24 protein-coding genes are annotated in these 22,664 nt (G+C 70.8%); 11 read left to right on the forward strand and 13 right to left on the reverse strand.

All coding sequences use genetic code 11. The annotated features are described in order from the left end of the window. The first annotated feature begins 8 nt into the window (after nucleotides 1-8). The 3 genes from ACYVJS_RS08795 to ACYVJS_RS08805 all read left to right on the forward strand — a co-directional run bounded on the left by ACYVJS_RS08795 (nucleotide 9) and on the right by ACYVJS_RS08805 (nucleotide 2,109). A complete protein-coding gene (locus ACYVJS_RS08795) occupies nucleotides 9-836 on the forward strand; it encodes a PaaX family transcriptional regulator C-terminal domain-containing protein (protein WP_460739572.1) in 828 nt (275 codons plus the stop codon). Between the two features lie 490 nt (nucleotides 837-1,326). After that, nucleotides 1,327-1,713 (forward strand): hypothetical protein, encoded by a 387-nt coding sequence (locus ACYVJS_RS08800; RefSeq protein ID WP_460739573.1) that lies wholly within the window; start codon nucleotides 1,327-1,329, stop codon nucleotides 1,711-1,713. Between the two features lie 42 nt (nucleotides 1,714-1,755). Next, on the forward strand, nucleotides 1,756-2,109 hold the full coding sequence (locus ACYVJS_RS08805; protein ID WP_460739574.1) for a hypothetical protein: 354 nt from the start codon (nucleotides 1,756-1,758) through the stop codon (nucleotides 2,107-2,109). A gap of 12 nt (nucleotides 2,110-2,121) precedes the next feature. Here the strand turns inward: ACYVJS_RS08805 and ACYVJS_RS08810 are convergent, their stop codons facing one another. From ACYVJS_RS08810 to ACYVJS_RS08835, 6 genes are all read right to left on the reverse strand, one after another. Then, complete coding sequence (locus ACYVJS_RS08810) at nucleotides 2,122-3,039, reverse strand: alpha/beta hydrolase fold domain-containing protein (RefSeq protein WP_460739575.1); 918 nt, start codon at nucleotides 3,037-3,039, stop codon at nucleotides 2,122-2,124. A 2-nt stretch (nucleotides 3,040-3,041) separates the two neighbouring features. Further along, a complete protein-coding gene (gene menE / locus ACYVJS_RS08815; protein WP_460739576.1) occupies nucleotides 3,042-4,574 on the reverse strand; it encodes an o-succinylbenzoate--CoA ligase in 1,533 nt (510 codons plus the stop codon). Between the two features lie 50 nt (nucleotides 4,575-4,624). Then, nucleotides 4,625-5,077 (reverse strand): MaoC family dehydratase, encoded by a 453-nt coding sequence (locus tag ACYVJS_RS08820; protein WP_460739577.1) that lies wholly within the window; start codon nucleotides 5,075-5,077, stop codon nucleotides 4,625-4,627. A 23-nt stretch (nucleotides 5,078-5,100) separates the two neighbouring features. After that, a complete protein-coding gene (locus ACYVJS_RS08825) occupies nucleotides 5,101-6,294 on the reverse strand; it encodes an acyl-CoA dehydrogenase family protein (protein WP_460739578.1) in 1,194 nt (397 codons plus the stop codon). Between the two features lie 3 nt (nucleotides 6,295-6,297). Beyond that, nucleotides 6,298-7,185, reverse strand: a complete 888-nt coding sequence (locus ACYVJS_RS08830) for an amidohydrolase family protein (RefSeq protein ID WP_460739579.1) — start codon at nucleotides 7,183-7,185, stop codon at nucleotides 6,298-6,300. Nucleotides 7,186-7,250: 65 nt separating this feature from the next. Further along, nucleotides 7,251-8,177 carry an SDR family oxidoreductase gene (locus ACYVJS_RS08835; RefSeq protein WP_460739580.1) on the reverse strand — a complete coding sequence of 309 codons (927 nt, stop codon included), beginning with the start codon at nucleotides 8,175-8,177 and terminating at the stop codon, nucleotides 7,251-7,253. Nucleotides 8,178-8,266: 89 nt separating this feature from the next. Between ACYVJS_RS08835 and ACYVJS_RS08840 the strand changes: the two genes are divergently transcribed. Next, the gene (locus tag ACYVJS_RS08840) at nucleotides 8,267-8,725 is read left to right on the forward strand and encodes a MarR family winged helix-turn-helix transcriptional regulator (protein WP_460739581.1); all 459 of its coding nucleotides are present in this window, start codon (nucleotides 8,267-8,269) and stop codon (nucleotides 8,723-8,725) included. Nucleotides 8,726-8,762: 37 nt separating this feature from the next. On the opposite strand, the gene ACYVJS_RS08845 is transcribed toward ACYVJS_RS08840, so the two are convergent. The 4 genes from ACYVJS_RS08845 to ACYVJS_RS08860 form a co-directional block, all read right to left on the reverse strand. Next, complete coding sequence (locus ACYVJS_RS08845) at nucleotides 8,763-9,101, reverse strand: SH3 domain-containing protein (protein WP_460739582.1); 339 nt, start codon at nucleotides 9,099-9,101, stop codon at nucleotides 8,763-8,765. A gap of 33 nt (nucleotides 9,102-9,134) precedes the next feature. Further along, complete coding sequence (locus ACYVJS_RS08850) at nucleotides 9,135-10,358, reverse strand: MFS transporter (RefSeq protein ID WP_460739583.1); 1,224 nt, start codon at nucleotides 10,356-10,358, stop codon at nucleotides 9,135-9,137. A gap of 213 nt (nucleotides 10,359-10,571) precedes the next feature. Next, nucleotides 10,572-11,756 (reverse strand): 4-hydroxybenzoate 3-monooxygenase, encoded by a 1,185-nt coding sequence (locus ACYVJS_RS08855; protein WP_460739584.1) that lies wholly within the window; start codon nucleotides 11,754-11,756, stop codon nucleotides 10,572-10,574. 257 nt (nucleotides 11,757-12,013) lie between these two features. Then, on the reverse strand, nucleotides 12,014-12,766 hold the full coding sequence (locus ACYVJS_RS08860) for an IclR family transcriptional regulator (protein ID WP_460739585.1): 753 nt from the start codon (nucleotides 12,764-12,766) through the stop codon (nucleotides 12,014-12,016). 277 nt (nucleotides 12,767-13,043) lie between these two features. On the opposite strand from ACYVJS_RS08860, the gene ACYVJS_RS08865 reads away from it, so the two are divergent. The 6 genes from ACYVJS_RS08865 to pcaC all read left to right on the forward strand — a co-directional run bounded on the left by ACYVJS_RS08865 (nucleotide 13,044) and on the right by pcaC (nucleotide 17,862). Further along, complete coding sequence (locus ACYVJS_RS08865) at nucleotides 13,044-13,805, forward strand: IclR family transcriptional regulator (RefSeq protein WP_460739586.1); 762 nt, start codon at nucleotides 13,044-13,046, stop codon at nucleotides 13,803-13,805. Nucleotides 13,806-13,884: 79 nt separating this feature from the next. After that, nucleotides 13,885-14,703 carry a protocatechuate 3,4-dioxygenase subunit beta gene (pcaH, locus tag ACYVJS_RS08870; protein WP_460739587.1) on the forward strand — a complete coding sequence of 273 codons (819 nt, stop codon included), beginning with the start codon at nucleotides 13,885-13,887 and terminating at the stop codon, nucleotides 14,701-14,703. A gap of 1 nt (nucleotide 14,704) precedes the next feature. Then, nucleotides 14,705-15,262 (forward strand): protocatechuate 3,4-dioxygenase subunit alpha, encoded by a 558-nt coding sequence (gene pcaG / locus ACYVJS_RS08875; RefSeq protein ID WP_460739588.1) that lies wholly within the window; start codon nucleotides 14,705-14,707, stop codon nucleotides 15,260-15,262. Continuing rightward, nucleotides 15,252-16,691, forward strand: coding sequence for a lyase family protein (locus tag ACYVJS_RS08880; protein ID WP_460739589.1), 1,440 nt, complete (start codon nucleotides 15,252-15,254; stop codon nucleotides 16,689-16,691). Before pcaG ends, ACYVJS_RS08880 begins: the two co-directional genes overlap by 11 nt. Then, complete coding sequence (locus tag ACYVJS_RS08885) at nucleotides 16,688-17,467, forward strand: alpha/beta fold hydrolase (RefSeq protein ID WP_460739590.1); 780 nt, start codon at nucleotides 16,688-16,690, stop codon at nucleotides 17,465-17,467. Before ACYVJS_RS08880 ends, ACYVJS_RS08885 begins: the two co-directional genes overlap by 4 nt. Beyond that, nucleotides 17,464-17,862, forward strand: a complete 399-nt coding sequence (pcaC, locus tag ACYVJS_RS08890) for a 4-carboxymuconolactone decarboxylase (protein WP_460739591.1) — start codon at nucleotides 17,464-17,466, stop codon at nucleotides 17,860-17,862. Before ACYVJS_RS08885 ends, pcaC begins: the two co-directional genes overlap by 4 nt. Here the strand turns inward: pcaC and ACYVJS_RS08895 are convergent, their stop codons facing one another. Together ACYVJS_RS08895 and ACYVJS_RS08900 are read right to left on the reverse strand one after the other, a co-directional pair. Beyond that, entirely contained in the window at nucleotides 17,863-18,831 is a 969-nt protein-coding gene (locus ACYVJS_RS08895) for a helix-turn-helix domain-containing protein (RefSeq protein ID WP_460739592.1), read from the reverse strand. Between the two features lie 31 nt (nucleotides 18,832-18,862). Beyond that, a complete protein-coding gene (locus tag ACYVJS_RS08900; RefSeq protein WP_460739593.1) occupies nucleotides 18,863-19,519 on the reverse strand; it encodes a CatA-like O-acetyltransferase in 657 nt (218 codons plus the stop codon). Nucleotides 19,520-19,767: 248 nt separating this feature from the next. On the opposite strand from ACYVJS_RS08900, the gene ACYVJS_RS08905 reads away from it, so the two are divergent. Then, nucleotides 19,768-21,666: an alpha/beta hydrolase family protein gene (locus ACYVJS_RS08905; RefSeq protein WP_460739594.1), complete on the forward strand. Its 1,899-nt coding sequence runs from the start codon at nucleotides 19,768-19,770 to the stop codon at nucleotides 21,664-21,666. A 58-nt stretch (nucleotides 21,667-21,724) separates the two neighbouring features. Here ACYVJS_RS08905 and ACYVJS_RS08910 read toward each other — a convergent pair whose 3' ends face one another. Continuing rightward, entirely contained in the window at nucleotides 21,725-22,657 is a 933-nt protein-coding gene (locus ACYVJS_RS08910) for an alpha/beta fold hydrolase (RefSeq protein WP_460739595.1), read from the reverse strand. Nucleotides 22,658-22,664 lie beyond the last annotated feature (7 nt).

A 22,664-nucleotide genomic window follows, 5' to 3' on the forward strand; every position in this document is an offset into this window, starting at 1 on the left:
TGACATCGGTGCAATCCCTCTCCCGGGAGGTCGAAGCGACCCAGCGCGCGCCGCAGCGTCTGCTGCTCGCGCTGCTGGGCGAGCTCCTCGAACGGGGGATCTCCCGGCCCGTGCGCGCGAGCTTCTACCTCGACGTCCTCGAGAGCGCGGGGGTCGCCGCTCCCACGACGCGGGCGGCCCTGGACCGGATGGCCGTCACCGGGCTGCTCTCTCGCGCGCGGGTCGGGCGAGGCGTCGAGTTCGCCCTGACCGATCAGGGGCGTGCGGTGCTGGAGGAGGCCTCCGAGCGCGTGCACTCGCCGCATCCGTTCGATCCGGTCGGCAGCGGCTGGACCCTCGTGACCTTCACTGTGCCCGAGGACCAGCGCACCCTCCGCCACCGCCTGCGCGCGGCGCTCGCGTGGGAGGGGTTCGCCGCGGTACGGGACGGCCTGTGGATCGCCCCGGGCGAGGTGGACCTGGTCGCGGCCCTCGGCGGGCTCAAGGAGGAATTGCCGCCCGGCGCGGTGATCGCCTTCCGCGCCCGCGACCTTGCCGCGTTCCCCGTGGCGGACGCGGCGCGCACCGCGTGGGACCTCGCCCGCATCCGCGCCGCGCACGAACGCTTCGCCCTGGAGTGGAACACGGCCGAGACCATCGAGGCCCCGCCGCTGTCGGCGCTCACGATGCTCGTCGCCGACTGGCTGGAGCTGCTGCGCAGCGATCCGCGCCTGCCGTTCGACTACCTCGGCGAGGACTGGCCCGCTCAACGCACGACCGAGATCTACCGTGCCCGTCGGGCCGCGTGGTCGGCGGCGGCCGCCGAGGCCCTGGCCGCCGCGCTCCCCGGGGACTGATCCCCGCCTCCCGCCCCGGGGGTCTGGCGGCACAGCTCAGTCGGAACCGGCCGGGTCGGTGCGGGGTGCTGTCGGTGCTGCCGGTTCTGGCTGAGTTTGTGCCCCGAACTCCTGCAGAACCGCTCGTCGGTTGGTTTCCGAGCTGCCACTGGCCGGTTGTGCAGGAGTTGGGACGTGGGGGTGGGGGTGGGCACCGCGGGCGGGCACAGCTCAGTCGGAACCGGCCGGGTCGGGGCGGGGTGCTGCCTGTGGTGCCGGTTCTGGCTGAGTTTGTGCCCCGAACTCCTGCAGAACCGCTCGTCCGTTGGTTTCCGAGCTGCCACTGGCCGGTTGTGCAGGAGTTGGGACGTGGGGGTGGGGGTGGGCACCGCGGGCGGGCACAGCTCAGTCGGAACCGGCCGGGTCGGGGCCCTGTGCCGCCGGTGGTGCCGGATGCGGCTGAGTCGTGCCCGACGGACAGTACCCTGGCCATCGCGGGAGGGAGACCGAGATGAGCGAGTCCGATATCACGGTGACGCCGCTGAACGCGCAGGTCGTGCTGTTCGCCGCGGAGGATGCGGAGTTTCCCGAGTGGGTGACCGGCGAAGAGTCGGCCGTCGCAACCGATTCCGCGATCATGGTCGCGACGCGAGGGGACGTCGACGGCGAGGTGACGGTGCGGGTGCGGACCACCGGCGAGGTCGCCCCGCCGGGCGAGAAGGTGTTCGAGCACACCCTGTTCTTGCCGATGCCGTCGGCGCGCTTCGGGAGCTTCCTCTCCGGCGAGCTTGCCGAGATCCGCCTGTCGGATGCGGGGGCGTACACCGCGCAGGTCTACGTGGACGACCCCGCGGCACCCGCCGTCGTGCTCGTACTTCTTCACCGCCGCGAGGGCTGAGCAGACCCTGGTGCCCCCGGAGATGCCGGGTTACCGTGGAATATGGCGCTCTATCGCTGGCGGCGGGCGCTCATCGCCGCGATCGTCCTCGGCGGCTTCGGCCTGTACTGGGCATCCATCGCCTTCGCGTGGCGGATCCCGCTCTGGGTGGTGATCGTCGGAGCGGTTCTCGCTCTGGGCGCGGTGTCGCTCCTCTCGTTCCGGCCCCGCCGCAGGAAGAGGACCGAGAGCGAGACCCTCTACGCATCCGACCCTTACAGCGATGCGTACCTCGGTCGCAGCGCACCGACGCACCCGCACCGCGAGGCGAAGCCCACGTCGCAGATCGGAGGCGCGCTGCCCGTCGATCCGCTCGCAGACGCCATCGGCAAGAGACCGGATCCCGAAGACCGCTGAGCGGGCGAGCCGTCACTCCTGGGCGGCGCGGATGTGCTCGGCGATGCGCAGGTAGTTCTCCCGGGCGAGCGCGTCGTCGCTGCCGTCGTAGCCGTGGTCGGCGCCCTCGACCTGCCAGAACTCCGCCAGGGCGCCCACGCGCTCGAGGCGCCGGGCGTAGCGCTCGTCCTCGTCGCGCAGGATGTCGTCGGATGCGGCGATGACGACGGCCGGAGCGATGCCCGTGAGATCGGCGGTGTCGGAGGCGCTCGCCGGCGAGACGAGCGGATCGGCACGCGTTCGAGGGTCCGGCACGTAGGAGCTGTCGAAGACCTCGGACATCCAGGGTCGCAGGAGGGGTCTCGCGAGCGGCGAGTGCTTCTCGGCCGCGGGAACCGTGAGATCGAGCGGCGGGTAGTGCAGCACCTGCAGACGGATGCGGGGACCGCCCGCATCCAGCGCCTGCCGAGCGACCGCAGCGGCGATCGCCCCGCCCGCGCTCTGCCCGCCGACGGTGAGCCGCGTGGCGTCCCACCCCTGCGCGTCCGCGTTGTCGATCGCCCACTGCACGACCCGCATGGCCTGGTGCACCGCGGTCGGGAACGGATGCTGGGGCGCGACCGCGTAGTCGACGTCGATCACCACGACGCCCGCCCGGCTCGCGATCGCGCGGCACAGAGCGTCGTCGCCGTGGAGCTGGCCGAGGATGTAGCCGCCGCCGTGGAAGTTCACGTGCACGCCGGGGTTGGCTGCCGCATCCGCCGCGCGGTAGATCACGGCGGGGGCGGGCGGGTCGGCCGGGATGATGAGCTCGCGCCGCTGGGCGTTGAACTCCGGCAGGCGCTCGCGGGGGTCGAGTCCGCCCGCCTGTGCCGCCATCATGCGCGGCATCGCCTTCTGCAACCGCCGCGCGACGAATCGTGCGACGGCGGGACGCGACAGCAGCGACACGATCAGTGCTTCCGTCCGAACAGCTCACGCAGCGCAGCCTTGCGGACCTTGCCGGATGCGGTGCGCGGGAGGTCCTCGACCACGACGACGTTCTTGGGGAGCTTGTACCGGGCGAGGACGCCGTCGAGCTGGGTGCGCACGGATTCGGTCGTGACCTCGGCGCCCTCCTTGACGGTCACCACGGCCCACGGGACTTCACCCCATCGTTCGTCGGGCACCCCGATGACCGCGACCCCGGAGATCCCGCGGATGTCGTTGATGAGGTTCTCGACCTCGGCGGGGTAGATGTTCTCTCCGCCGGAGATGATCATGTCCTTCAGCCGGTCGGAGATGAAGAGGTAGCCGTCCTCATCCAGATAGCCGAGGTCGCCGGAGCGGAACCAGCCGTCCTCGCGGAACGAGGCCGCCGTTTCGTTCGGGAGCCCGTGGTACCCGGGGAACACATTGGGCCCCGCGATCTCGATCTCTCCCACGATGCCGGGCGGCACGACGGCGCCCGTGTCGTCGGTCACGCGCACCTCGGTGAAGAAGTGCGGCAGGCCCACACTGCCCTGCTTCGCGCGGGTCATCGCCGGTGCCAGGGACGTGGCGCCGGGGGAGGTCTCGGTCATGCCGTACCCCTGCGAGAACGACAGCCCCCGCGCCTCGAAGGCGTTGAGGATGCGGGTCGGCACAGCCGAGCCGCCGCACGTCAGCTTCTGCAGGCTCGACAGGTCGGTCGTGGGCCAGTCGGGGTGATCGGCCATGAGCTGGTAGGTCGTGGGAACGCCGCTGAGCATCGTGATGCGGTGGCGTTCGATCAGCATCAGCGCGCGGCCGGCGTCGAATCCCTTCTCCAGCACGAGCGTCGCACCCTTCAGGATGACCGGCAGCGCGCCCATGCCGAGCGAGGCCACGTGGAACAGCGGTGAGATCATCAGCGCGATGTCGGTCGAGACCACGTCGTAGTCGACGATGCAGTTCAGTGCGACCCAGGTGAGGTTGCCGTGGGTGAGCACGGCGCCCTTCGCGCGTCCGGTCGTGCCTGACGTGTACACGATCGCGGCGGGATCCTCGAGCGACACATCCGTCGTCCCGACGGAGCCGCCGTCGGCGTCGCGCACCAGAGCAGCGAGGCCCGGATGGTGCGAGATCCCCTCGCCCGTGAGGATGACCTCGCCGATGGATGCGGCCTCGATCCCCGGGATGATGCGCTCCGCGAACTCCGGGTCGTGGATGAGCACCCGGGCGCCGGAGTCCGTCAGCACGTGTTGGATCTCCGGAGCCGCGAGGCGCGTGTTGACCGGCACGAACACGGCCCCGAGGCGGGCGCACGCGAAGAGCACCTGCAGGAAGGCCGGGCTGTTCTCGCCGAGGTAGGCCACCGCATCCGCCTTGCTGACGCCGCGCTCGCGCAGCACGGCGGCCGTGCGATCGACGGCGTCGGCGAGCTCGCCGTACGACAGCGTCTCGCCGCCGTCGACGATGATGGCGGGCTTGCCGGGGCTCTTCAGTCGTCTCTTGGTGATCCAGGATCCCAATCCGTGATCGTGCATCGTTGCATCCTCGTGATGGTGGGTTCGGGCGCAGCCCGGGGGATGAGGGTTCAGGCGTAGAAGCGGTACAGGCCGCGAGCGACGACGGCGGGCTTGGTGGCGCCCTCGATCTCGATGGTCTGGTCGACGGCGAACTGGTAACCGCCGGGCACTTCGGTGACCTCGGCGATCACGGCGCCGCCGCGGATGCGGGCGCCGACGGCGACGGGCGAGACGAAGCGCACCTTGTCGAGTCCGTAGTTGACCTTGGTGCCGACGCCCTCCAGATCGAACAGCTCGGACCAGAACTTCACGGTCAGCGACAGCGACAGGAATCCGTGCGCGATCGGGCCGCCGAAGGGGCCCTCCTTCGCGCGCTCCGGGTCGACGTGGATCCACTGGTGGTCGTCGGTCGCGTCGGCGAAGAGGTTCACCCGGTCCTGGGTCACCTCGAGCCAGTCGGTGAAGCCGAGGTCGGTGCCCGCGAGGGCTGCGGCGTCGGCGTAAGCGGCGGTCGTGGTCATGGTGGGTTCCTTTCGGTGGATGTTCAGACGAAGGCGGACGAGCCGGTGAGCCCGCGCCCGACGATCAGGGCGGTCATCTCGTGGGTGCCCTCGTAGGAGTAGACGGCCTCGGCGTCGGCGAAGAACCGCGCGGCGCCGTGCTCGAGGAGGATGCCGTTGCCGCCCTGCACCTCGCGCGCGAGGGCGACGCTCTCGCGCGCGAGACGAGCGGTCTGCATCTTGGCCAGCGCCGAGTCCTCGTCGCGCAGCACCCCCGCATCCTGCCGCGCCGACAGGCGCGTGACGATGCCGAGGGATGCGGTGAGGTTGCCGAGGATGCGGGCGAGTTTCTCCTGGACGAGCTGGAAGCCGCCCAGCGGCGAGCCGAACTGCTCCCGCTCGCGCACGTACGCGACCGCCGCATCGAGGGCGCCCGCCTGGAGGCCCGTCGCTATCCAGGCCACATCCGAGCGCAGCGCCCGCAGGATCTCGGCCACGTCGCGCCAGGTGTCCACCCGCTGGAGCCGCGCGCTCTCGTCGACGCGCACCCCCTCGAGGCGGATGTCGAAGTTCTGCATGGGTCGCAGCGACACCTTGCCCTCGATGCGAGTGAGGGTGACGCCGGGCGCATCCCGGGGCACGAGGAACGCCTTGACCTCGCCGTCGTCGGCGGCGCGCGCGAACACGACGAACACATCGGCGGTGTCGGCGCCGCCGATCCAGCGCTTCGCACCGTCGATCACCCAGCCGTGCCCCGCACGCGTCGCTGTCGTGGCGAGCCCGCCGGCGATGTCGGAGCCGTGGTCGGGTTCGGTCAACGCGAAGACGCCCCGCAGTGCGAAGCTGCGGATCGCGTCGTCGAGCGCGGCCACCTGTTCGGGGGAGCCCCCGCGGCGCACCGCGGTGCGGAACAGTCCCGACTGCGCGTTGTACGCCGTCGCGACGGAGACGTCGGTGCGGGCGAGGACGAAGGCGCGATAGCCCGAGAAGACGGAGGATGCGGCTTCCGCCGGGTCTACGCCGGCGGGCTGCATGAGATCGAGCCGTGCGAGCGCGTCGATGATCGCGGCCGGCAGCGTCGCCGTCTCCCACGCGGCGGGCAGGAGAGGCGCGACCTCGGCGCGCAGGATGTCGTCGAGGCGTGCAAGGGCCGCCCGGGCGCCCTCGCTGAGCGCCGCGTCGGCGAACCCGAGCGGATCGTGGCCGAAAGGCGCTTCGCTGCGCAGTCTCGGGATCATGGGCTAACCGAGCCCGAGCAGACGCGCGGCGTTGTCCTTGAGGATGCCGGGCATGACCTCGGGCTTCATCTCGATCTGCTCGACGTCGCGCAGCCACCGGTCGGGGGTGAGCAGCGGAAAGTCCGAGCCGAAGAGGATGCGGTTCTTCAGGAACGAGTTCGCCGCCCGCACCAGCTGCGGCGGGAAGTACTTCGGGCTCCAGCCCGACAGGTCGATCCACGTGTTGTGCTTGTGGGTCGCGACCGAGATCGCCTCGTCCTGCCACGGTACCGAGGGGTGGGCCATGATGATCTGCAGGTCGGGGAACCGGGCTGCGACGGTGTCGAGCAGCATCGGGTTCGACAGAGCGAGGCGGAAGCCGCGGCCGCCCCGCATCCCGGCGCCGATGCCCGTCTGCCCGGTGTGGAAGAGAGACACCACGCCTGCCGCCTGCAGCGTCTCGTAGAGCGGGAAGTACTGCTCATCGCTCGGGTCGAAGCCCTGCACGGTGGGATGGAACTTGAAGCCGCGCACGCCGTAGTCCTCGATCAGGTGCCGCGCGCGATCGACCGCGGCCTGCCCCTGATGCGGGTCGACGGAGCCGAACGGGATGAGCACGTCGTTGTTGCGCGCGGCGCCGGCGGCGATCTCCTCGCTGGAGAGCGCCGGGTGCTTCAGCGCCGTCTGCGCGTCCACGGTGAACACGACCGCGGCCATGGAGCGCTCGCGGTAGTACGCGGCGACCGAGTCCAGGTCGGGGCGGCCGGCATCGGCGCTGAAGTAGGCGGATGCGGCCTCCGCCAGATCCTCGGGAAGTGAGGAGTGCCCGTGCGCGTCGACCTCGATGTGCACATGCACGTCGATCGCCGTGATGGCGGACAGATCGATCGCGGGTTCGTAGCGCGTGGTCATCGGCGTTCCTCGTCGTCGGGGATGCGTGGTGCGAGGGGTCCGGTCTGGACCGGACCCCTCGAGTCTCAGGGGCGGGGGCGCTGCAGCTCTTCCGGCAGTGCGGGGAAGCGCTCGCCGACCGACTGCAGGTTGTCGCCGACCAGGTCGGCGAACTCCGACTCCAGGGCCTCGGCGCTCCAGCCGCCCTCGCGGTAGGCGGTGACGACGGGCTCCGGGTGGGACCAGAGCTGGATGCGGTCGCCGCCGACGCCGATCGCCTGGCCCGAGACGTTCGCCGCCGCATCCGAGGCGAGGAAGGCGATGAGGCCGGAGACGTCGTCGGAGGTTCCGAAGCCGAGGTCGTGGCGGTAGAACGCGGGCATGGGCTCGCCCGCCGCATCCGCTTCGACCGCTGCGGCGAAGTACGGCAGGGTCGCCGTCATGGCGGTGGCGGCAACGGGGATCACTGCATTTGCGGTGATGCCGGCCTTCTTCAGCTCGAGCGCCCAGGTGCGCACCATGCCGACGATGCCGGCCTTGGCGGCGGCGTAGTTGGTCTGTCCGAAGTTGCCGCGTTGCCCGGTCGGCGAGCCGATGCAGATGATGCGACCCGCGATCTGGTTCTCACGCATGTAGGTGGCGGCCTCGCGGACGCACGTGAAGGTGCCGCGCAGGTGCACGTCGATGACGGTGTCGAAGGCCTCGTCGCTCATCTTCCAGAGCACGGTGTCACGCAGCACGCCGGCGTTGGTGACGAGGATGTCGAGCCGGCCGTAGGTGTCGACGGCCGTGCGGACGAGCTCTTTCGCCGTCTCCGACGAGCCCACGGGAGCGACGACGGCGACCGCCTGGCCTCCCTCACGCTCGATCGATGCGACCGCCTCGGCGGCGGTGGCCGCATCCACGTCGTTCACGACGACGCGCGCGCCCTGACGGGCGAGCTCCTGGGCGTAGGCGAGACCGAGGCCGCGGCCGGATCCGGTGACGATGGCGACTTTGCCGTCGAGGGACATGGGGGACTCCTTCGTTCGTGCTCTCATTGAAACCGGACTAGTTGAAATTGTCAATTATTGTTTCCCGCACCTTTTGTTAGGATCGATCCATGGAAAAGAGCGAGGAAGCTGCAGCGCGGACGGACGCGCGCGCCCGGCTCGCCGACGACGTCAGCTTCCTGCTCGCCCGTGCCAATGCCCTCTCGCTCGCCGCGGGGAACGCGGCCCTCGCCGCCGTCGGACTGAAGGTGCGGTCCTACTCGGTGCTGGCGCTGGCGTGCGACACCGCCGCGGGGCCCTCGCAGCGCGAGCTCGCGGAGTTCCTGCGCCTCGATCCCAGCCAGGTCGTCGCCCTCGTCGACGATCTGCAGCGCCGGGGGCTGATCGAACGTCGGCCCGATCCCGCAGACCGACGCGCCAACGTCGTGGTCGCGACCGCCGAGGGCCTCGCCCTCCATGAGCGTGCGCTCGCCGCCGCCGAGGCCGCCGAGCGAGACCTGCACGCCAATCTCTCGGCTGCGGAGCGCCTGCAGCTCGCCGACCTCCTCCGGCGCATCGCGTTCCCCTGAGTGCGGTCGGGGCCGCATCCGCTCCGCAGGATTTCGGTTACATCCGCGCGAGCGTGCGGTTCGGAACCCATCCTTCGCGGCCCGCGGCGTCGCAGCACCACGACCAGCCGCTCTCGATGTCGTCGGCGAGGATCTCCACGACATCGCCCGCGCGGGCGGCCAGTTCGGTGGTGTCGTAACCGGTGCGCACGATCCCCGCAGCGCCGTCGATGTCGATGTGTCGAGCCGGCACCCAGCCGGATCCGTTCGTCGTGGTGACGAACACGAACGCGGGCCACTCGGTGTCGCGCTCGCCGACCGTCACCCGCTCACCGGGGAGCACGCTCAGCGGGTCGCGCTCGGGGATCTCGTGGTCGGCGGTCAGCTGCGCACGCATGACGTCAGCGTCGCAGGTGCCGCCGACATCCGCTCACCGGCCGTCGAGTACGTACCGGTCGCGTCCGACGGAGACGCCGACGACGCACTGCCCGACGAGCACGGCGATGTAGAGCAGCAACGGCGCGGTCCAGCCGCCGTCGAGAGCGTGGAGGGCTCCGAAGGAGATGGGACCGGCGGCCGCGAGCAGGTATCCCACCGACTGCGACATCCCGGAGAGCGCGGAGGATGCGGCGGCGTCCCTCGCGCGCTGCGCCATCAGGGTCAGCGACATGCTCAGGGACGCGCCCGCCGACAGGCCTGAGATGAGGGCCCATGCGGTCAGCAGCTGCGGTGCGAGGATCATGCCGACGGCGGCGACGATCGCGAGGAGGGGGAGTGCCGCGGGCACGGCCCGGCGCAGGCGCCCCTGCAGGGCGAAAGCGACGACGAACGATCCGACGACACCGAGGATCTGGTACAGCGCGACGTCGACGCCCGCGGCGACGGGAGACTTGCCGGTGGATGCGGCGAGCGGGGCCATCCATGTCACGAGCATGTAGAACGACGCGGACTGCGCGCCCATGTAGGCCGCGATCTGCCACGCGAGGCGGTCGCGCCAGATCCCCGTGCTGCGCGAGACGCCCGGCGAGGGAGATGCCGGCGCGGTCCGCGGGGTGCGGCCGTGCTGGGCCCATGCCCAGAGGGCGATCGTGAGCGGCAGGAGCGCGGCGGTCGCGGCCAACGCCACGCGCCATCCGGCATCCGGATCGTTCACGGCGTGCGAGATGGGCACGACGACGGCCGAGGCGATGGCTCCCACGCCGCCGAGCAGTGCCGTGTACATGCCCATCATGACCGGCACGCGCCCCGGGAAGTCGCGTTTGATCACCGCCGGCATGATCACGTTGGCGACAGCGAGGGAGGCGCCGATCAGGCCCGTCCCCAGCCACAGGTTGACCTCCGTGCCCGGCAGCGACCGCCATGCCGTTCCTGCCCCGAGCGCGACGAGGGCGATGAGCAGCACGCGCGACATCCCGAACCGGCGTGACAGGCCGTGGGTCAACGGCGAGACGATCGCCCAGGCCAGGAGGGGCACTGCGGCGAGCGATCCGAGGGCCGCTGTCGTCGTGCCGAGATCGTCGGCGATCTCTTCCAGCAGCGGGCCGACACCGGTGATCGTCGCGCGCATGTTCGCGGCGACCAGCGCCACGGCGACGAGCAGCAGGAGCGCCCGGCCGCGTCGTGCTCGGCGCTCGCCGGGGGTCTGGATGCTCACGAGCACCGGACTCTACCCTGCCCGCCGGTCCCGGCCGCTCCCGGTTTCGTGCGCCGGATGGGTGCGCCGCGGTGCGACATGTGCACGACGCGTGGTGCGGATGGTGCCCGGTGGGGCTTGTGGGGCCGCGGGGGTGGGGTCGGTCGTGCGGATGTCGCGGTACCTGCTTGGGGGCGGGCCGCGGGTGCGGCGGCGCGGGGTGGGCCGCGCGGGTCAGCCGAGGCGGGTCTCGAAGGGCCAGCCGGTGTACGCCTCCGCGAGGTAGGTGCGGCCGGCGTCCGAGTCGATGATCGAGCGGAGTTCGCCGAGCTGTCGCTGGCGGTCGAAGTCGGATGCGTCGGGCGTGCGGTGGAGCAGGCTGGTCATCCACCACGAGAAGTGCTGGGCCTTCCAGATCCGCCGCGACGCCGTCTCGGAGAAGGCGTCGATCGGCCGTTCGTCGCCGGAAAGCAGCAGCGCGCGCAGTGCGATGTCGAGCAGCACGACGTCGGCGACGGCCAGGTTCATGCCCTTCGCGCCCGTCGGCGGGACCGTGTGCGCGGCGTCACCGATGAGCGCGACGCGGCCGCGGCGCAGCTCCCCGGCCACGAAGCTACGGAAGCGCAGTACGTCTCGCTGGAAGATGGGACCCTCGTTGAGGGTCGTGCCCGGGACGCGCGCCTGCAACTCGTCCCAGATCTGCGCCTCGCTCAGTGCGTCCGGGTCGGCCTTCGGGTCGCACTGGAAGTACATGCGCTGCACCGTGCTGCTGCGCTGGCTGATCAGGGCGAAGCCCGCATCCGAATTGCTGTAGATGAGCTCCTCGGAGCTCGGCGGGGCCTCGCACAGGATGCCGAACCACGCGAACGGATACTCGCGGAACGACCCGGCCGCAGACCCGCCGAGTGTCTGGCGCACGACGGAGCGCGAGCCGTCCGCGCCCACGACGAACTCGGCCGCGATCTCGACGCGCTGCCCGTCCGCATCCACGCCGATGACGCGCGGCCGATCGGATGCGGCGTCTTCCACCGCGTCGACGCGCACCCCGAAACGCAGGTCCTGTCCGGCCGCGAGCCGCGTGGCGACGAGGTCCTTGAGCACTTCATGCTGCGGGTAGAGCCAGACGCTGCGTCCGCTGAGGGAGGGGAAGTCGATGCGGTGTCCCTCGCCCGCGAAGCGCAGCTCGATGCCGTCGTGCCGGTTGCCGTCGGTGAGCACGCGCGTTGATGCGCCGCTGTCGACGAGGAGATCGACGGTCCCCTGTTCGAGGATGCCGGCGCGGATGGTGGTCTCGATCTGCTCGCGTGTGCGGGAATCGACGATGACCGACTCGATACCGGCGTCGGCGAGCAGGTGAGAGAGCAGGAGTCCGGCGGGTCCGGCGCCGACGATGGCGACGCGGGTGCGGATAACGGTCATGGCGTCTCCTTCGACGACGGGCCTGTTGATGCTGCGCATTAGTGTGCCCGGTGCCCCCGCATCCGCCCCGGATCATCCCGTTGAATGGGACTCCGCGTTGGTGCCGTCTGGTTGCCCGAGTTACGTCGCATATGCGCATCTGCCGCACCTCTGCGCAGGCGCGGCAGTCGTGAAAGGTGGCGGATGCGGGGCCGCGGCGACCGGCGGGGCGGGCGGAGCCGGAGGCCGTGGCGTTCGAGGGTTGCCGGGTGGGGCGCTCAGGCCCGGGGGTCGCGCAGTCCCGCTTCGATCTCGGCGGCGGCCTTCCGCAACGGCGGCAGGGCGAGCTGCGCATCGGCGTCACGCGGCAGCACGACCGAGAGCGCCGCGATGACCTCGCCCTCTTCGCGCAGCGGCACGGCGACGCCCGTCGACACCGACTCGATCGAGCCCGGCGCGATCACGTAACCGTCGCGCCGGATGCGGGTGAGGATGCGGCGCAGCTCAGCCGCATCCGTCACGGTCTGGCGAGCCACGCGCCGCAGCGGCGCGTCGAGCACGCGCTCGCGGAGGGCGGCGGGAGCATGCGCGAGAAGCACGAGCCCTGCGGAGGATGCGTGCAGCGGGAGGCGCCCCGCGATGCGGGTGATGTTCGCGCCCGCATCCGGATGCGACAGTCGCTCGACGAACAGCGCCTCACCGGCCTCGAGCACGGCCAGCTGCGTGTGCTCGCGGATGGCGTCCTGCACGGCCGACATCGCCGGAAGCGCCGCCTGCCGCAGCCGCAGCGCCGTCGATCCGCGCAGCGCGAGCTCCCACAGGTGCATGCCGATGCGGATGCGCCGTTCCTCGTCGCGTTCGAGCAGACCTTCGCCGACAAGGTCGTCGACGATGCGGTGCGCGGTGGATGCGGGAAGCCCCGCGCGCCGGCCGATCTCCGCCGCCGTCTGCACCGTGCGGTCGGCAGTGAACGTCTCGAGCACGCGCACGATGCGTGCCGTCATCGAGTCGCCGCTCGGCGAGTTGGCCATGCCGCCACCATCTCACGCATCCCGTCGTACGCATGTCCCACTTTCTGCGGGTCCTCGCTGGGCATGTCCCACTTTCTGCAGGCCCTCGCTGGGCATGTCCCACTTTCTGCAGGCCCTCGCTGGGCATGTCCCACTTTCTGCAGGTTTGGGGATGAATTCTTGCGGCAAGTGGGACATGCGCTGCAGCAAGTGGGACATGCGCTGCGGCAAGTGGGACATCGGCAGCGGGTGGACCAAGGCCACAAGCTCGCGCGACACCCGCGGCTAGGGTGAGGGCATGGCGGATGGCGTGCTGCGTCGGGCGATGGCGCTCATGCGGGCGTTCGATGAAGATGCCCCCGAGCTCACCGCCGCCGAGCTGGCCGGCCGTGCGGACCTGCCCCTCTCCACGGTGCATCGCCTCCTCGCGCAGCTCATCGACGAGGGCCTCGTCGAGCGCACGTCGGCGCACGCGTACGCCGTCGGCGCCAGGATGTGGGAGATCGGCGAACTCTCGCCTCTCGCCCTGCGGCTGCGCGAGCAGTCGCTGCCCCACCTCGTGCGGTTGTACGAGGCGACCGGGGAGAACGTCCATCTGGCGGTGCTCGATGCCCCGACCCCGCCGGAGGCGGTCGTGCTGTTCGCCGGCCGCATCACGGGCCGAGCCTCGGTGCCGACCCTCGGGCGAGCCGGCGGGCGTCACCCGCTGCACACGACGGGTGTGGGGCGTGCGCTGCTCGCGACGTGCGACGAGGCCTGGCTCGATGCTTACCTGGCGGCTCCCCTCGTGCCCGAAACCCGGCATTCGATCACCGACCCGGAGGTGCTGCGGGCCGACATCGCGCTCACCCGTCGCCGTGGCTATGCCGTGACCCGCGAGGAGATGACCCTCGGCAACATCTCCGTCGCCGCCGCTCTCGGCACGGTCTCGCGGCTTCCGGCCACGGCGCTCGGCGTCGTCACCCACCTCGACGGCGCCGACGAGAGGCGACTCGCCCCGCTCGTCGTGCAGGCGGCGAAGGATCTGACGAAGGCGCTCCGCGGGGCACATTCTCACTGAGTGAGAATCGAAGAGAGCGCGTCCGACACGTCGGGTAACGCTGGAGGTCCCACTCGTGAACGTCGAAGGAGACGGTTCCATGTCCACCCCTCCGCCCCAGGCTGCGGCTCCCGAGTCGCTGTTGGCCTCTGCCGACATGCCCACGCAGTCGAAGATCAACCAGGAGATCGCGGACGCGCATGCCGACGCCGCCCGTCGCGTGGCCGCCGGCGAGGACGTGCCCACCACGCTCTACGACTTCGCGCCCTACCGCTCGAGCCTGCTGCGCCACCCCACCAAGAACCCGCGGCTCGTCGACCCCGAGACCATCGAGCTGTTCTCGCCCGCCTACGGTCAGCGAGACGTCGCCCAGATCGAGTCCGACCTGACGCTCCAGCACCGCGGCGAGCCGCAGGGCGAGCGCATCACCGTCACGGGGCGCCTGCTCGACAGCTGGGGGCGGCCTCTGGCCAACCAGCTCGTCGAGATCTGGCAGGCCAACGCGGCCGGTCGCTACATCCACCAGCGCGACCAGCATCCGGCACCGCTGGATCCGAACTTCACCGGCGCCGGCCGCACGATCACGGGGGACGACGGCGGTTTCGCGTTCACCACGATCAAGCCCGGCCCGTACCCGTGGAAGAACCACATCAACGCCTGGCGCCCCGCCCACATCCACTTCTCGCTCTTCGGCAGCGGCTTCACCCAGCGCCTGATCACGCAGATGTACTTCCCCGGCGACCCGCTGTTCGCGCTCGACCCGATCTACAACACCATCCGCGATCAGCGCGATCGCGACCGTCTGATCGCTGCCTACGACCACGACCTCACGGTGCCCGAGTTCTCAATGGGCTACCGCTGGGACATCGTCGTCGACGGCCCGGATGCGACCTGGTTCGAGCCCGAGGGAGAGCACTGAGATGACCGAAGCCACGCGCCTTCCCGCCACCTCCGGCCAGACGGTCGGACCCTTCTTCGCCTTCGGTCTCGAGTACCCCAAGATGCACGAGGTCGTCTTCCCGCACTCCAGCGGCGCGATCGTGCTGTCGGGCACGATCTACGACGGTGCGGGGGCGCCGATCCCCGACGCCGTGATCGAGATCTGGGGCGCCGACACCGACGGCACGATCTCCCGCGCACGCGGCGCACGTCGCCGCGACGACCACACCTTCACCGGCTTCGGCCGCAGCTTCACGACGGATGAGGGCGCGTATGACTTCTGGACGCGCAACCCGGGCCCGATCGACGGCAAGGCCCCGTTCTTCGCGGCCGTCGTCTTCGCTCGCGGGCTCCCGAACAAGCTGCACACGCGCATCTACCTGCCGGACGACGAAGAGCTGCTCGCGGCGGATCCGTTGCTCTCCTCGCTCGAGCCCCACGAGCGCGCTACGCTCATCGCGACGCGCACGCCCGAGGGTGATCTCACCCACGACATCCACCTGCAGGGCGAGAAGGAGACCGTTTTCCTTGCCTTCTGACGAACCCGGGGCGCCCTTCACGGATGTGGGGCTGCTCTCCCCGGTGACGGTGTCGCACGACGCCCTCGTGGCCGACGACGCCGTGGCTGCCGCTCTCGTGACCGCCGAGGTCGCCCTCGTGCGGGCCTGGGCGGTCGTCGGTGTCGCCCCGGATGCGGTCTCCGCTGCGGCATCCGAAGAGTTCGGCTGGTCTGGGGGCGGCGTGCTCGTCGACGCCGATTGGCTCGACACCGCCCGGCTGGCGAGTGCGGCCGTCGCGGGCGGCAATCCCGTCATCCCGCTCATCGCGCGGCTCGACGATCGGGCGTCGATCCAGGTGCGTCCCTGGCTGCACCGCGGTGCCACGAGCCAGGACATCCTCGACTCGGCGCTCATGCTGGTCTCCCGGCGCGCGGGGCTGCACCTGTTGGGCGTGCTCCGACAGGTTGAGGCGCAGCTCTCCGGGTTCGCCGTCGTCCATCGCGACACGGTCGCTGCCGCCCGCACGCTGACGCAGCATGCCGTGCCGACCACGATCGGCGCCCGCGCGGCGGGGTGGCTGCGCGGTGTCACCCGGGCGCGAGTCCGCCTCGGCGACGCCGTCGGGCAGCTGCCCGCGCAGCTGGGAGGCGCGGGCGGCACCCTCGCGTCCTTCGTCGAGATCGGCGGGACGGATGCGGCATCCTCCCTCCCGTCCGCGTACGCCGCCGAGCTTGCGCTCGCCGCCCCCGACGCGCCGTGGCACGTCTCACGCTGGCCCGTCACCGAGCTCGGCGACGCGCTCGTGCAGGCGATCGACGCACTCGGCAAGCTCGCCACGGATGTCGCCACCGGCTCGCGCACCGAGATCGGCGAGCTCGCGGAGGGCGTCGGGGGCGGATCGAGTGCGATGCCCCAGAAGCGCAACCCCACCGGCGCCGTGCTCGTACGCTCGGCGGCGCTACGTGCACCGCAGCTGGGAGCCACGCTGCACCTCGCGGCCGCGCTCGCCGCGGATGAACGTCCCGACGGGGCGTGGCACGCGGAGTGGCCGACGCTGCGGGAGCTGCTGCGCCTCGCGCTCGGTGCCGCCGAGACGACGCACACGCTCGTGACCGGACTGCAGGTCGATGAGGACGCCGTGGCCCGTGCGCTGGCCGAGACCGACGGCCTGCTGGTGTCGGAACGGCTGTCCATCGTGCTCGCGCCTGTCATCGGATCCGACGAGGTGCGCCGGATCGTCGGCGCCGCGACCGCGGGCGGCGACCTCCGCGGCCGCGTGCGCGACGCGCTCGAGGCCGCGCTCGATCGTGTGCCCGGCGCCCCGCATCCCGCCGACGACGTCGACGCCCTCCTTGATCCGGCCGCGTACACCGGCCTCGCGGGGACGATCGTCGACAGGGCGGTCGCCGACGCCCCGGCGGATGCCGCCCGCGAGAGCCTCGAAGCGCCGACGGAGGAGTCTGCATGACGCAACCTGCGATCGCCCTGACCGAGCCGACGGGTCCTGCCGATGCTCCGCTGGTCGTGCTCGGCCCGTCGCTGGGCACATCCACGATCCTGTGGGAGGACGTCGTTCCGCTCCTCGTGGACGACTACCGCGTGGTGAGCTGGGACCTTCCCGGCCACGGAGCGGCACCCGCCCCGACCGCGCCGTTCACGGTCGCGGAGATCGCCGACGCCGTCGCCGACGCGGTCCGCGCGATCGGTGGCGACCGCATCCTCTATGCCGGCGTATCGCTCGGCGGTGCGACCGGGCTCGAACTGCTCCTGCGCCATGCGGGCCTCGTGCGCGGCGCGGCGATCGTCGCCTCCGGCGCTCAGCTGGGCGATGCGGCGAGCTGGCGGGAACGGGCGGCCCAGGTGCGCGCGCAGTCCACCTCGTCGATGATCATCGGGTCGGCCCAGCGCTGGTTCGCCCCGGGCTCGATCGAGCGTCGCCCTGAGCTGAGCGGCCGGCTGCTGCACGCGCTGCAGGATGCGGACGATGAGGGCTACGCCACGTGCTGCGAAGCGCTCGCGGCGTACGACGTGCGCCCGCGGCTGGGCGAGATCGCGGCTCCCGTCCTCGCGGTCTTCGGCCGGGACGACCAGGTGGCACCCGAGGCGAAGAGCGTCGAGATCGCCGAGGGCGTCCGCGACGGGCGCGTCGCGGTGATCGATTCCGCCGCGCACCTGCCGCCCGCCGAGGAGCCGGAGCAGACCGCGGCGGTGCTGCGCGAGTTCTTCCGCGAGGTCGCCCGATGAGCCGGCCGAGCGGGGAGGGGCGCACCGACGGGGAGCGCTACGACGACGGGATGCGGGTGCGCCGCGAGGTACTGGGCGACGCCCACGTCGATGGCGCGGTCGCCGGCACGGCCCCGGAGACCGCAGACTTCCAGGACCTCATCACGCGCTACGCCTGGGGTGACATCTGGTCCAGGCCCGGCCTGGCCCGACGCGACCGGTCGATCGCGGTCCTGACGGCGCTCATCGCCCTCGGTCACCACGAGGAGTTCGCGATGCACGTGCGCGCCGCGCAGCGCAACGGGCTGAGTCGCGACGAGATCGTCGAGGTCGTGCTGCAGTCGGCGGTCTACTGCGGCGTGCCGGCGGCGAACACCGCCTTCCGCATCGTCAAGGACGTCTTCGCCGAGGAGTGATCAGTCTGCGGCGCCGGGCTGCCCCTGCCGCTGCACGTCGGCCCGGTATCGACGCGGCGAGGCGCCGTAGCGCCGCGTGAAGGCGCTCGAGAGGGTGGCGGGATCGGGGAAGCCCCACCGCGCAGCGATCGTGCCGATGCTCTCGCGGGCGTGAGCAGGGTCGACGAGTTCATCGCGGATGCGCTCCAGTCGTCGGTCGCGTACCAGGCCCGAGACCGTCACGCCGTTGGCGGCGAAGACCCGCCGCACGGCGCGGGGCGACAGCCCCTGTGCGTGGGCGATCCGACCGGCATCGAGCTCCGCATCCTGCAGGTGCTCCTCGACCCACAGCACGAGCGAGTGAAACAGCGAGAGCACGGTCGCGGTGCCCGGTTCGCGCCCGTCGGCGAGCACCGCGTGCACAGCGGCGACGAGCGCATCGGCGACATGGCCGGCGGCAGCGTCGGAAGGCCGCGAATCCGGTGACGCCAGCGTCGACATCACCGCGCGGAGCAGAGGTGTCGAGCCCAGCGGGGTGAGGTCGGCCGCGAGCAGCGTCGTGAGCTCGCCGTGGCGCAGCGCCAGGACGGAGGTCGGAATGCGCACGAGCAGGTATTCGTGCGCACCCGGGGAGCTGAGGCGGTAGCCGTGGGCGCCGGTGTAGAGCACGACGTCGCCGGGCCCGAGCTCGACCGTCCGCTCGTCCTGCGAGACGCTCATCGATCCCGAGACGAGGTAGCCAACCACCACGCCCTGCCATTGGCGTGACGTCTCCCACGGCGCGACGTCGACGGCCCCGCCGGCGACGAGAGCGACCTCCAACGCGCCGAGCGCGAAGCTCGCCCGCACCGAGGGCGGCTCGCCCGTCATTCCCGACACGATGATGACGTCGTCGTTGTCCTGCACGTCGGTCTCGGCGGATGCGGGATTCAGCCATCCGTAGACGAGGTCGGACCCCTGCGGATCGCTCGTCTGTTCGCGCGGCACCATGATGTGCCCATTCTGCCGGTCGTGCCGGATTTCAGTCGGCCACCCAACCGGGGTCGGCGAGGAGCTCGCGGAACTCGTTGACGAGCCGCGCCGTGTGGAACCCGTCGGCGACGGCATGGTGGATCTGGAGCGCGAGGGGGAGGAGCAGTCGCCCTTCGCGCTCGACGTAGCGGCCGAGGGTGAAGATGGGCGCCAGGTGTCGCGAGCCGCCGTCGATGTTCAGGGTGAACCCGGTGAACGCCGTCCAGGGCAGGCTCGAGACGTCGAAGCTGTTGGGCGGCGGCGCTCCCTGCGGGAAGAACTCCGTCGTGCCGGCGTGCTCGGCGATGACCTGACCCGCGGCGTCGTGGAAGGCGGCGTAGTCCGCATCGAAGGGGGTCCAGACGCTCGCGAACGTCTCGCGTTCGGCGTTGAAGATCGTGAAGGAGGGATGCGTCTGCCCCCACACGGCCGGTGCGCCGGCGTCGTCCATTGTCATCCGGAACTCGTCGTGACGGTTGACGAGGAGGGCGAGCGCCCAAATCTGCGAGATGTAGGTGCGCCGCCCGGTCCGTCTCACGGCGGCGGCGAACGCCGTCGCGTCGACCTCGACGGTGATCGCGTACGTGCACGGCACGGTGCGGAGGTAGTGCTCGAAGTGCTGGCGGCGCGGCCACGCCTCGAGCTCGATGGGGAGCGGGGCGTCCATGCATCGATCGTCTCAGGTGACGGCCTGGCCCCGGTCGAGCGGTTGCCCACACAGCACTCAAGTTGCCTGAGCAGAACCGATGTGCAGCAAATGAGCGGAATGTGAGCCAGAATGATGTGCGCGCATGCACATCGGTGCAGAACGGCTTCGCCGTCCGTTCTCGTTGTCGCCGCATCCCTACACTCCGAGGCAGGCCGGACCCGAATCAGTCCGCCCTCCCCTCGCACACAACAAGGAAGTTGGTTCTCATGTCCTCTCCCCGATCCCTCGTGAGGCTGTGGTCGCTGTTCGCGATCGCCGTCGCTCTCGTGCTGGCCGGCGGTGCCGCGGCGGCCCTCGTGCAGACATCGGCGGGCTCCGTCCAGGTGCGCGACGTCACCTTCACCGGTACCGCGGGCACGAGTGTGTCCGGGCTTCTCTACGTGCCCGCGACGGCCACCCCCGAGACTCCGGCGCCCGCGGTGCTCGCCGTGCACGGCTACGTCAACTCGCGCGAGATGCAGACGGCGAACGCGGTCGAGCTGAGCCGCCGCGGCTATGTCGTCCTCGCCCTCGACCAGGCAGGACACGGTCGCTCTGACGCCCCCGCGTTCGGGAACGGCTTCAACGGTCCCGCAGGGCTCGCGTACCTTCGTGGCCTCGACATCGTCGACCCCGACAACATCGGACTCGAGGGGCACTCGCTCGGCGGCTCGACCGTGATGAACGCCGCGGCCGCCTTCCCCGAGGGATACGCATCCATGGTGTTGCTGGACTCCGCCACCGGCTTCTTCGGCCCGGAAGGAACGCCCGATTTCCCGCGCAACACCCTCGTCGTCTTTGCCGAGTGGGAGGAGTTCTCCGGATCGATGTGGGCCTCGCCCAACACGCGCGATCTGACGTCGAGCCCGAAGCTCATGACGATGTTCGGAACCGACGAGCCGGTCGTTCCCGGCCAGCTGTACGGCTCCATCGACGACGGCACCGCGCGCGAACTCCTGCGCCCCGCGAACAACCACCCCGGCGTGACCCACGATCCCGCCGTGACGCAGGAGATCGTGGCGTGGTTCGACAAGACCCTCGAGGGCGGCCACGACGCGGCCGGTCAGACCTGGTGGATCAAGGAGCTCGGCACCCTCGTCGCGATGATCGGCGGTGTGCTCGTGATCTTCGCCACGGGCGGACTCCTGCTGGCGACCGGATTCTTCTCGGCCATCCGCCGGCCCGTGCCAACGGCCGCGGGCAGCCGGTGGGGCTGGCCGTGGATCGTCTCGGCGATCCTCACGACCGGCATCCCTGCGTTCACGTTCTTCTGGTTCAACACCTGGGGTGCCGCCTGGATCCCGGCCGGCCCCGTGTTCGGGCAGTCCTACTCGACCGGCATCGTCGTCTGGGCGCTGCTGAACGGACTCATCGGCCTCGCGATCTACGCGGTTACCGCGTGGGTGCAGCGCCGCCGCAACCCGCTCGCATCCGTGCGCGCGGCCGAGGTCGAGGGTGCGCCGGCGCTTCGGCGCGGCGCGCTGATCGGCCGGGCCGCGGTGCTCTCGCTGCTCAGCGTGGGCGCGGCCTACCTGCTCGTGGTGATCTCCGACTGGCTGTTCAAGAGCGACTTCCGCTTCTACGTCCTGCAGCTGCAGCCGCTGACCGCGACGCGTTTCGCATTGTTCGCCCTGTACCTGCTGCCGTTCACGGCGTTCTTCCTGATGCTCACCTTCACGCTCCACCGCACGCTCCGGTGGACCGGGCGCGCCTCCTCGATGCGCTCCGAGATGATCGCCTCCGCGATCGTGCTGCCCGCCGGCTTCGTCGTGCTGGAGGTCATCAACTACGTCCCGCTGTTCGTCAGCGGTGAGCTCGCGCTTCCGGGCGAGTCGCTGCTCACGATCATCGGGTACCCGTTCATCGTCGTGCTGGCGGTCGTCGGCGCTCTGTCGACGTACTTCTTCCACAAGACCGGGACGATCTACGTCGGAGCGTTCGTCTCGGCGCTGCTGGTCACGTGGAACGTCGTGGGTGGCACGGCCGTGCAGGGCGACGTGCGGGAGTGGGGTGGTCTGGCGATGACGGTGCGGGTCGTCCTCCCGCTGCTGCTGGCTCTCGTTCTCGTCGTGGTGGCCGTGCGCCTGCGCCGGCGCTCCGCCGGCAAGAGCGGGACCGACGCCTGATCCGAACGGCGTCAACGCGGGCGGTGGGGGAGTGCGATCCCCCGCCGCCCGCGGTGCGTCAGCCGTCGAGGAACCGCTTCGTCTCGGCCGCGATCTGCGCCGACAACGTGTGGTGCAGGTAGTGGTCGCCGGTCATGACGATGAGCTCGCCGCGGTCCGCCGACGACGCCTGGCGTTCGTGCAGTGACACCCAGTCGGCCACATCCGTGTCGTTCTCCCGGACGAACAGCAGGACCGGGAGGGATGCGGGGAAGCTCGCGCCGCTCGCATCCGCGAAGTTCCGGCTCGCGTACTGCATCTCATCGACCATGGTGGCGGCCGTCGTGTTGCGAGTGGCGAGCATGCGCATCTGCTGCTTCGTCTGCTCGTCGTAGGGGAGCCCCTCGTAGGGGTCCGGCGAGATCGCCTGCAGCGCGCGGGTGATGCCGAGGTCGTTCAGCAGCACCATCGCGTCAGTGGAGATCGGCTCGTCGGACCCCGGCTGGTCTGGCACGCTGTTGTCGATGCCCACGAACGCGGTCACCTCGTCGGGGAAGAGCGAGGTGTAGGTGAGCGCGTAGATCCCGGCGATCGAGTGGCCCATCAGCACGTACTTCTGCACCCCGAGCTGCTGCAGGGCCTCGTGCACCTCGCGGGAGATGTTCTCGGAGGTGCGGGGGACGGGGGTCCCGTCACTGAGCCCCGTGCCGAACGGCTCGACGGCGATCACGCGGTAGTCGTCGTCGAGCTGGTCGATGAGCGGAGCGAAATCGAGACCGGGGGCTGCCGTTCCGAGTCCGGGAAGCAGCACGACCGTCTGCTCGTGATCGCCGCTGATGACGACGTTCATCTCGCGGCCCTCGACGCTCACCCGCTGTCCGTAGGACTCGATCCGGGAGGCTTCGGAGTTCGTCGCGATGGCGTTCACGGTGGCCATCGCGCCTATGGCGACCGCCGGGGTGAGGACGAGGGCTGCGGCGACGGTGAGCGTGATCCTGGTGCGTTTCTTCATGGTGTCC

It is taken from the genome of Microbacterium neimengense, assembly GCF_054782995.1.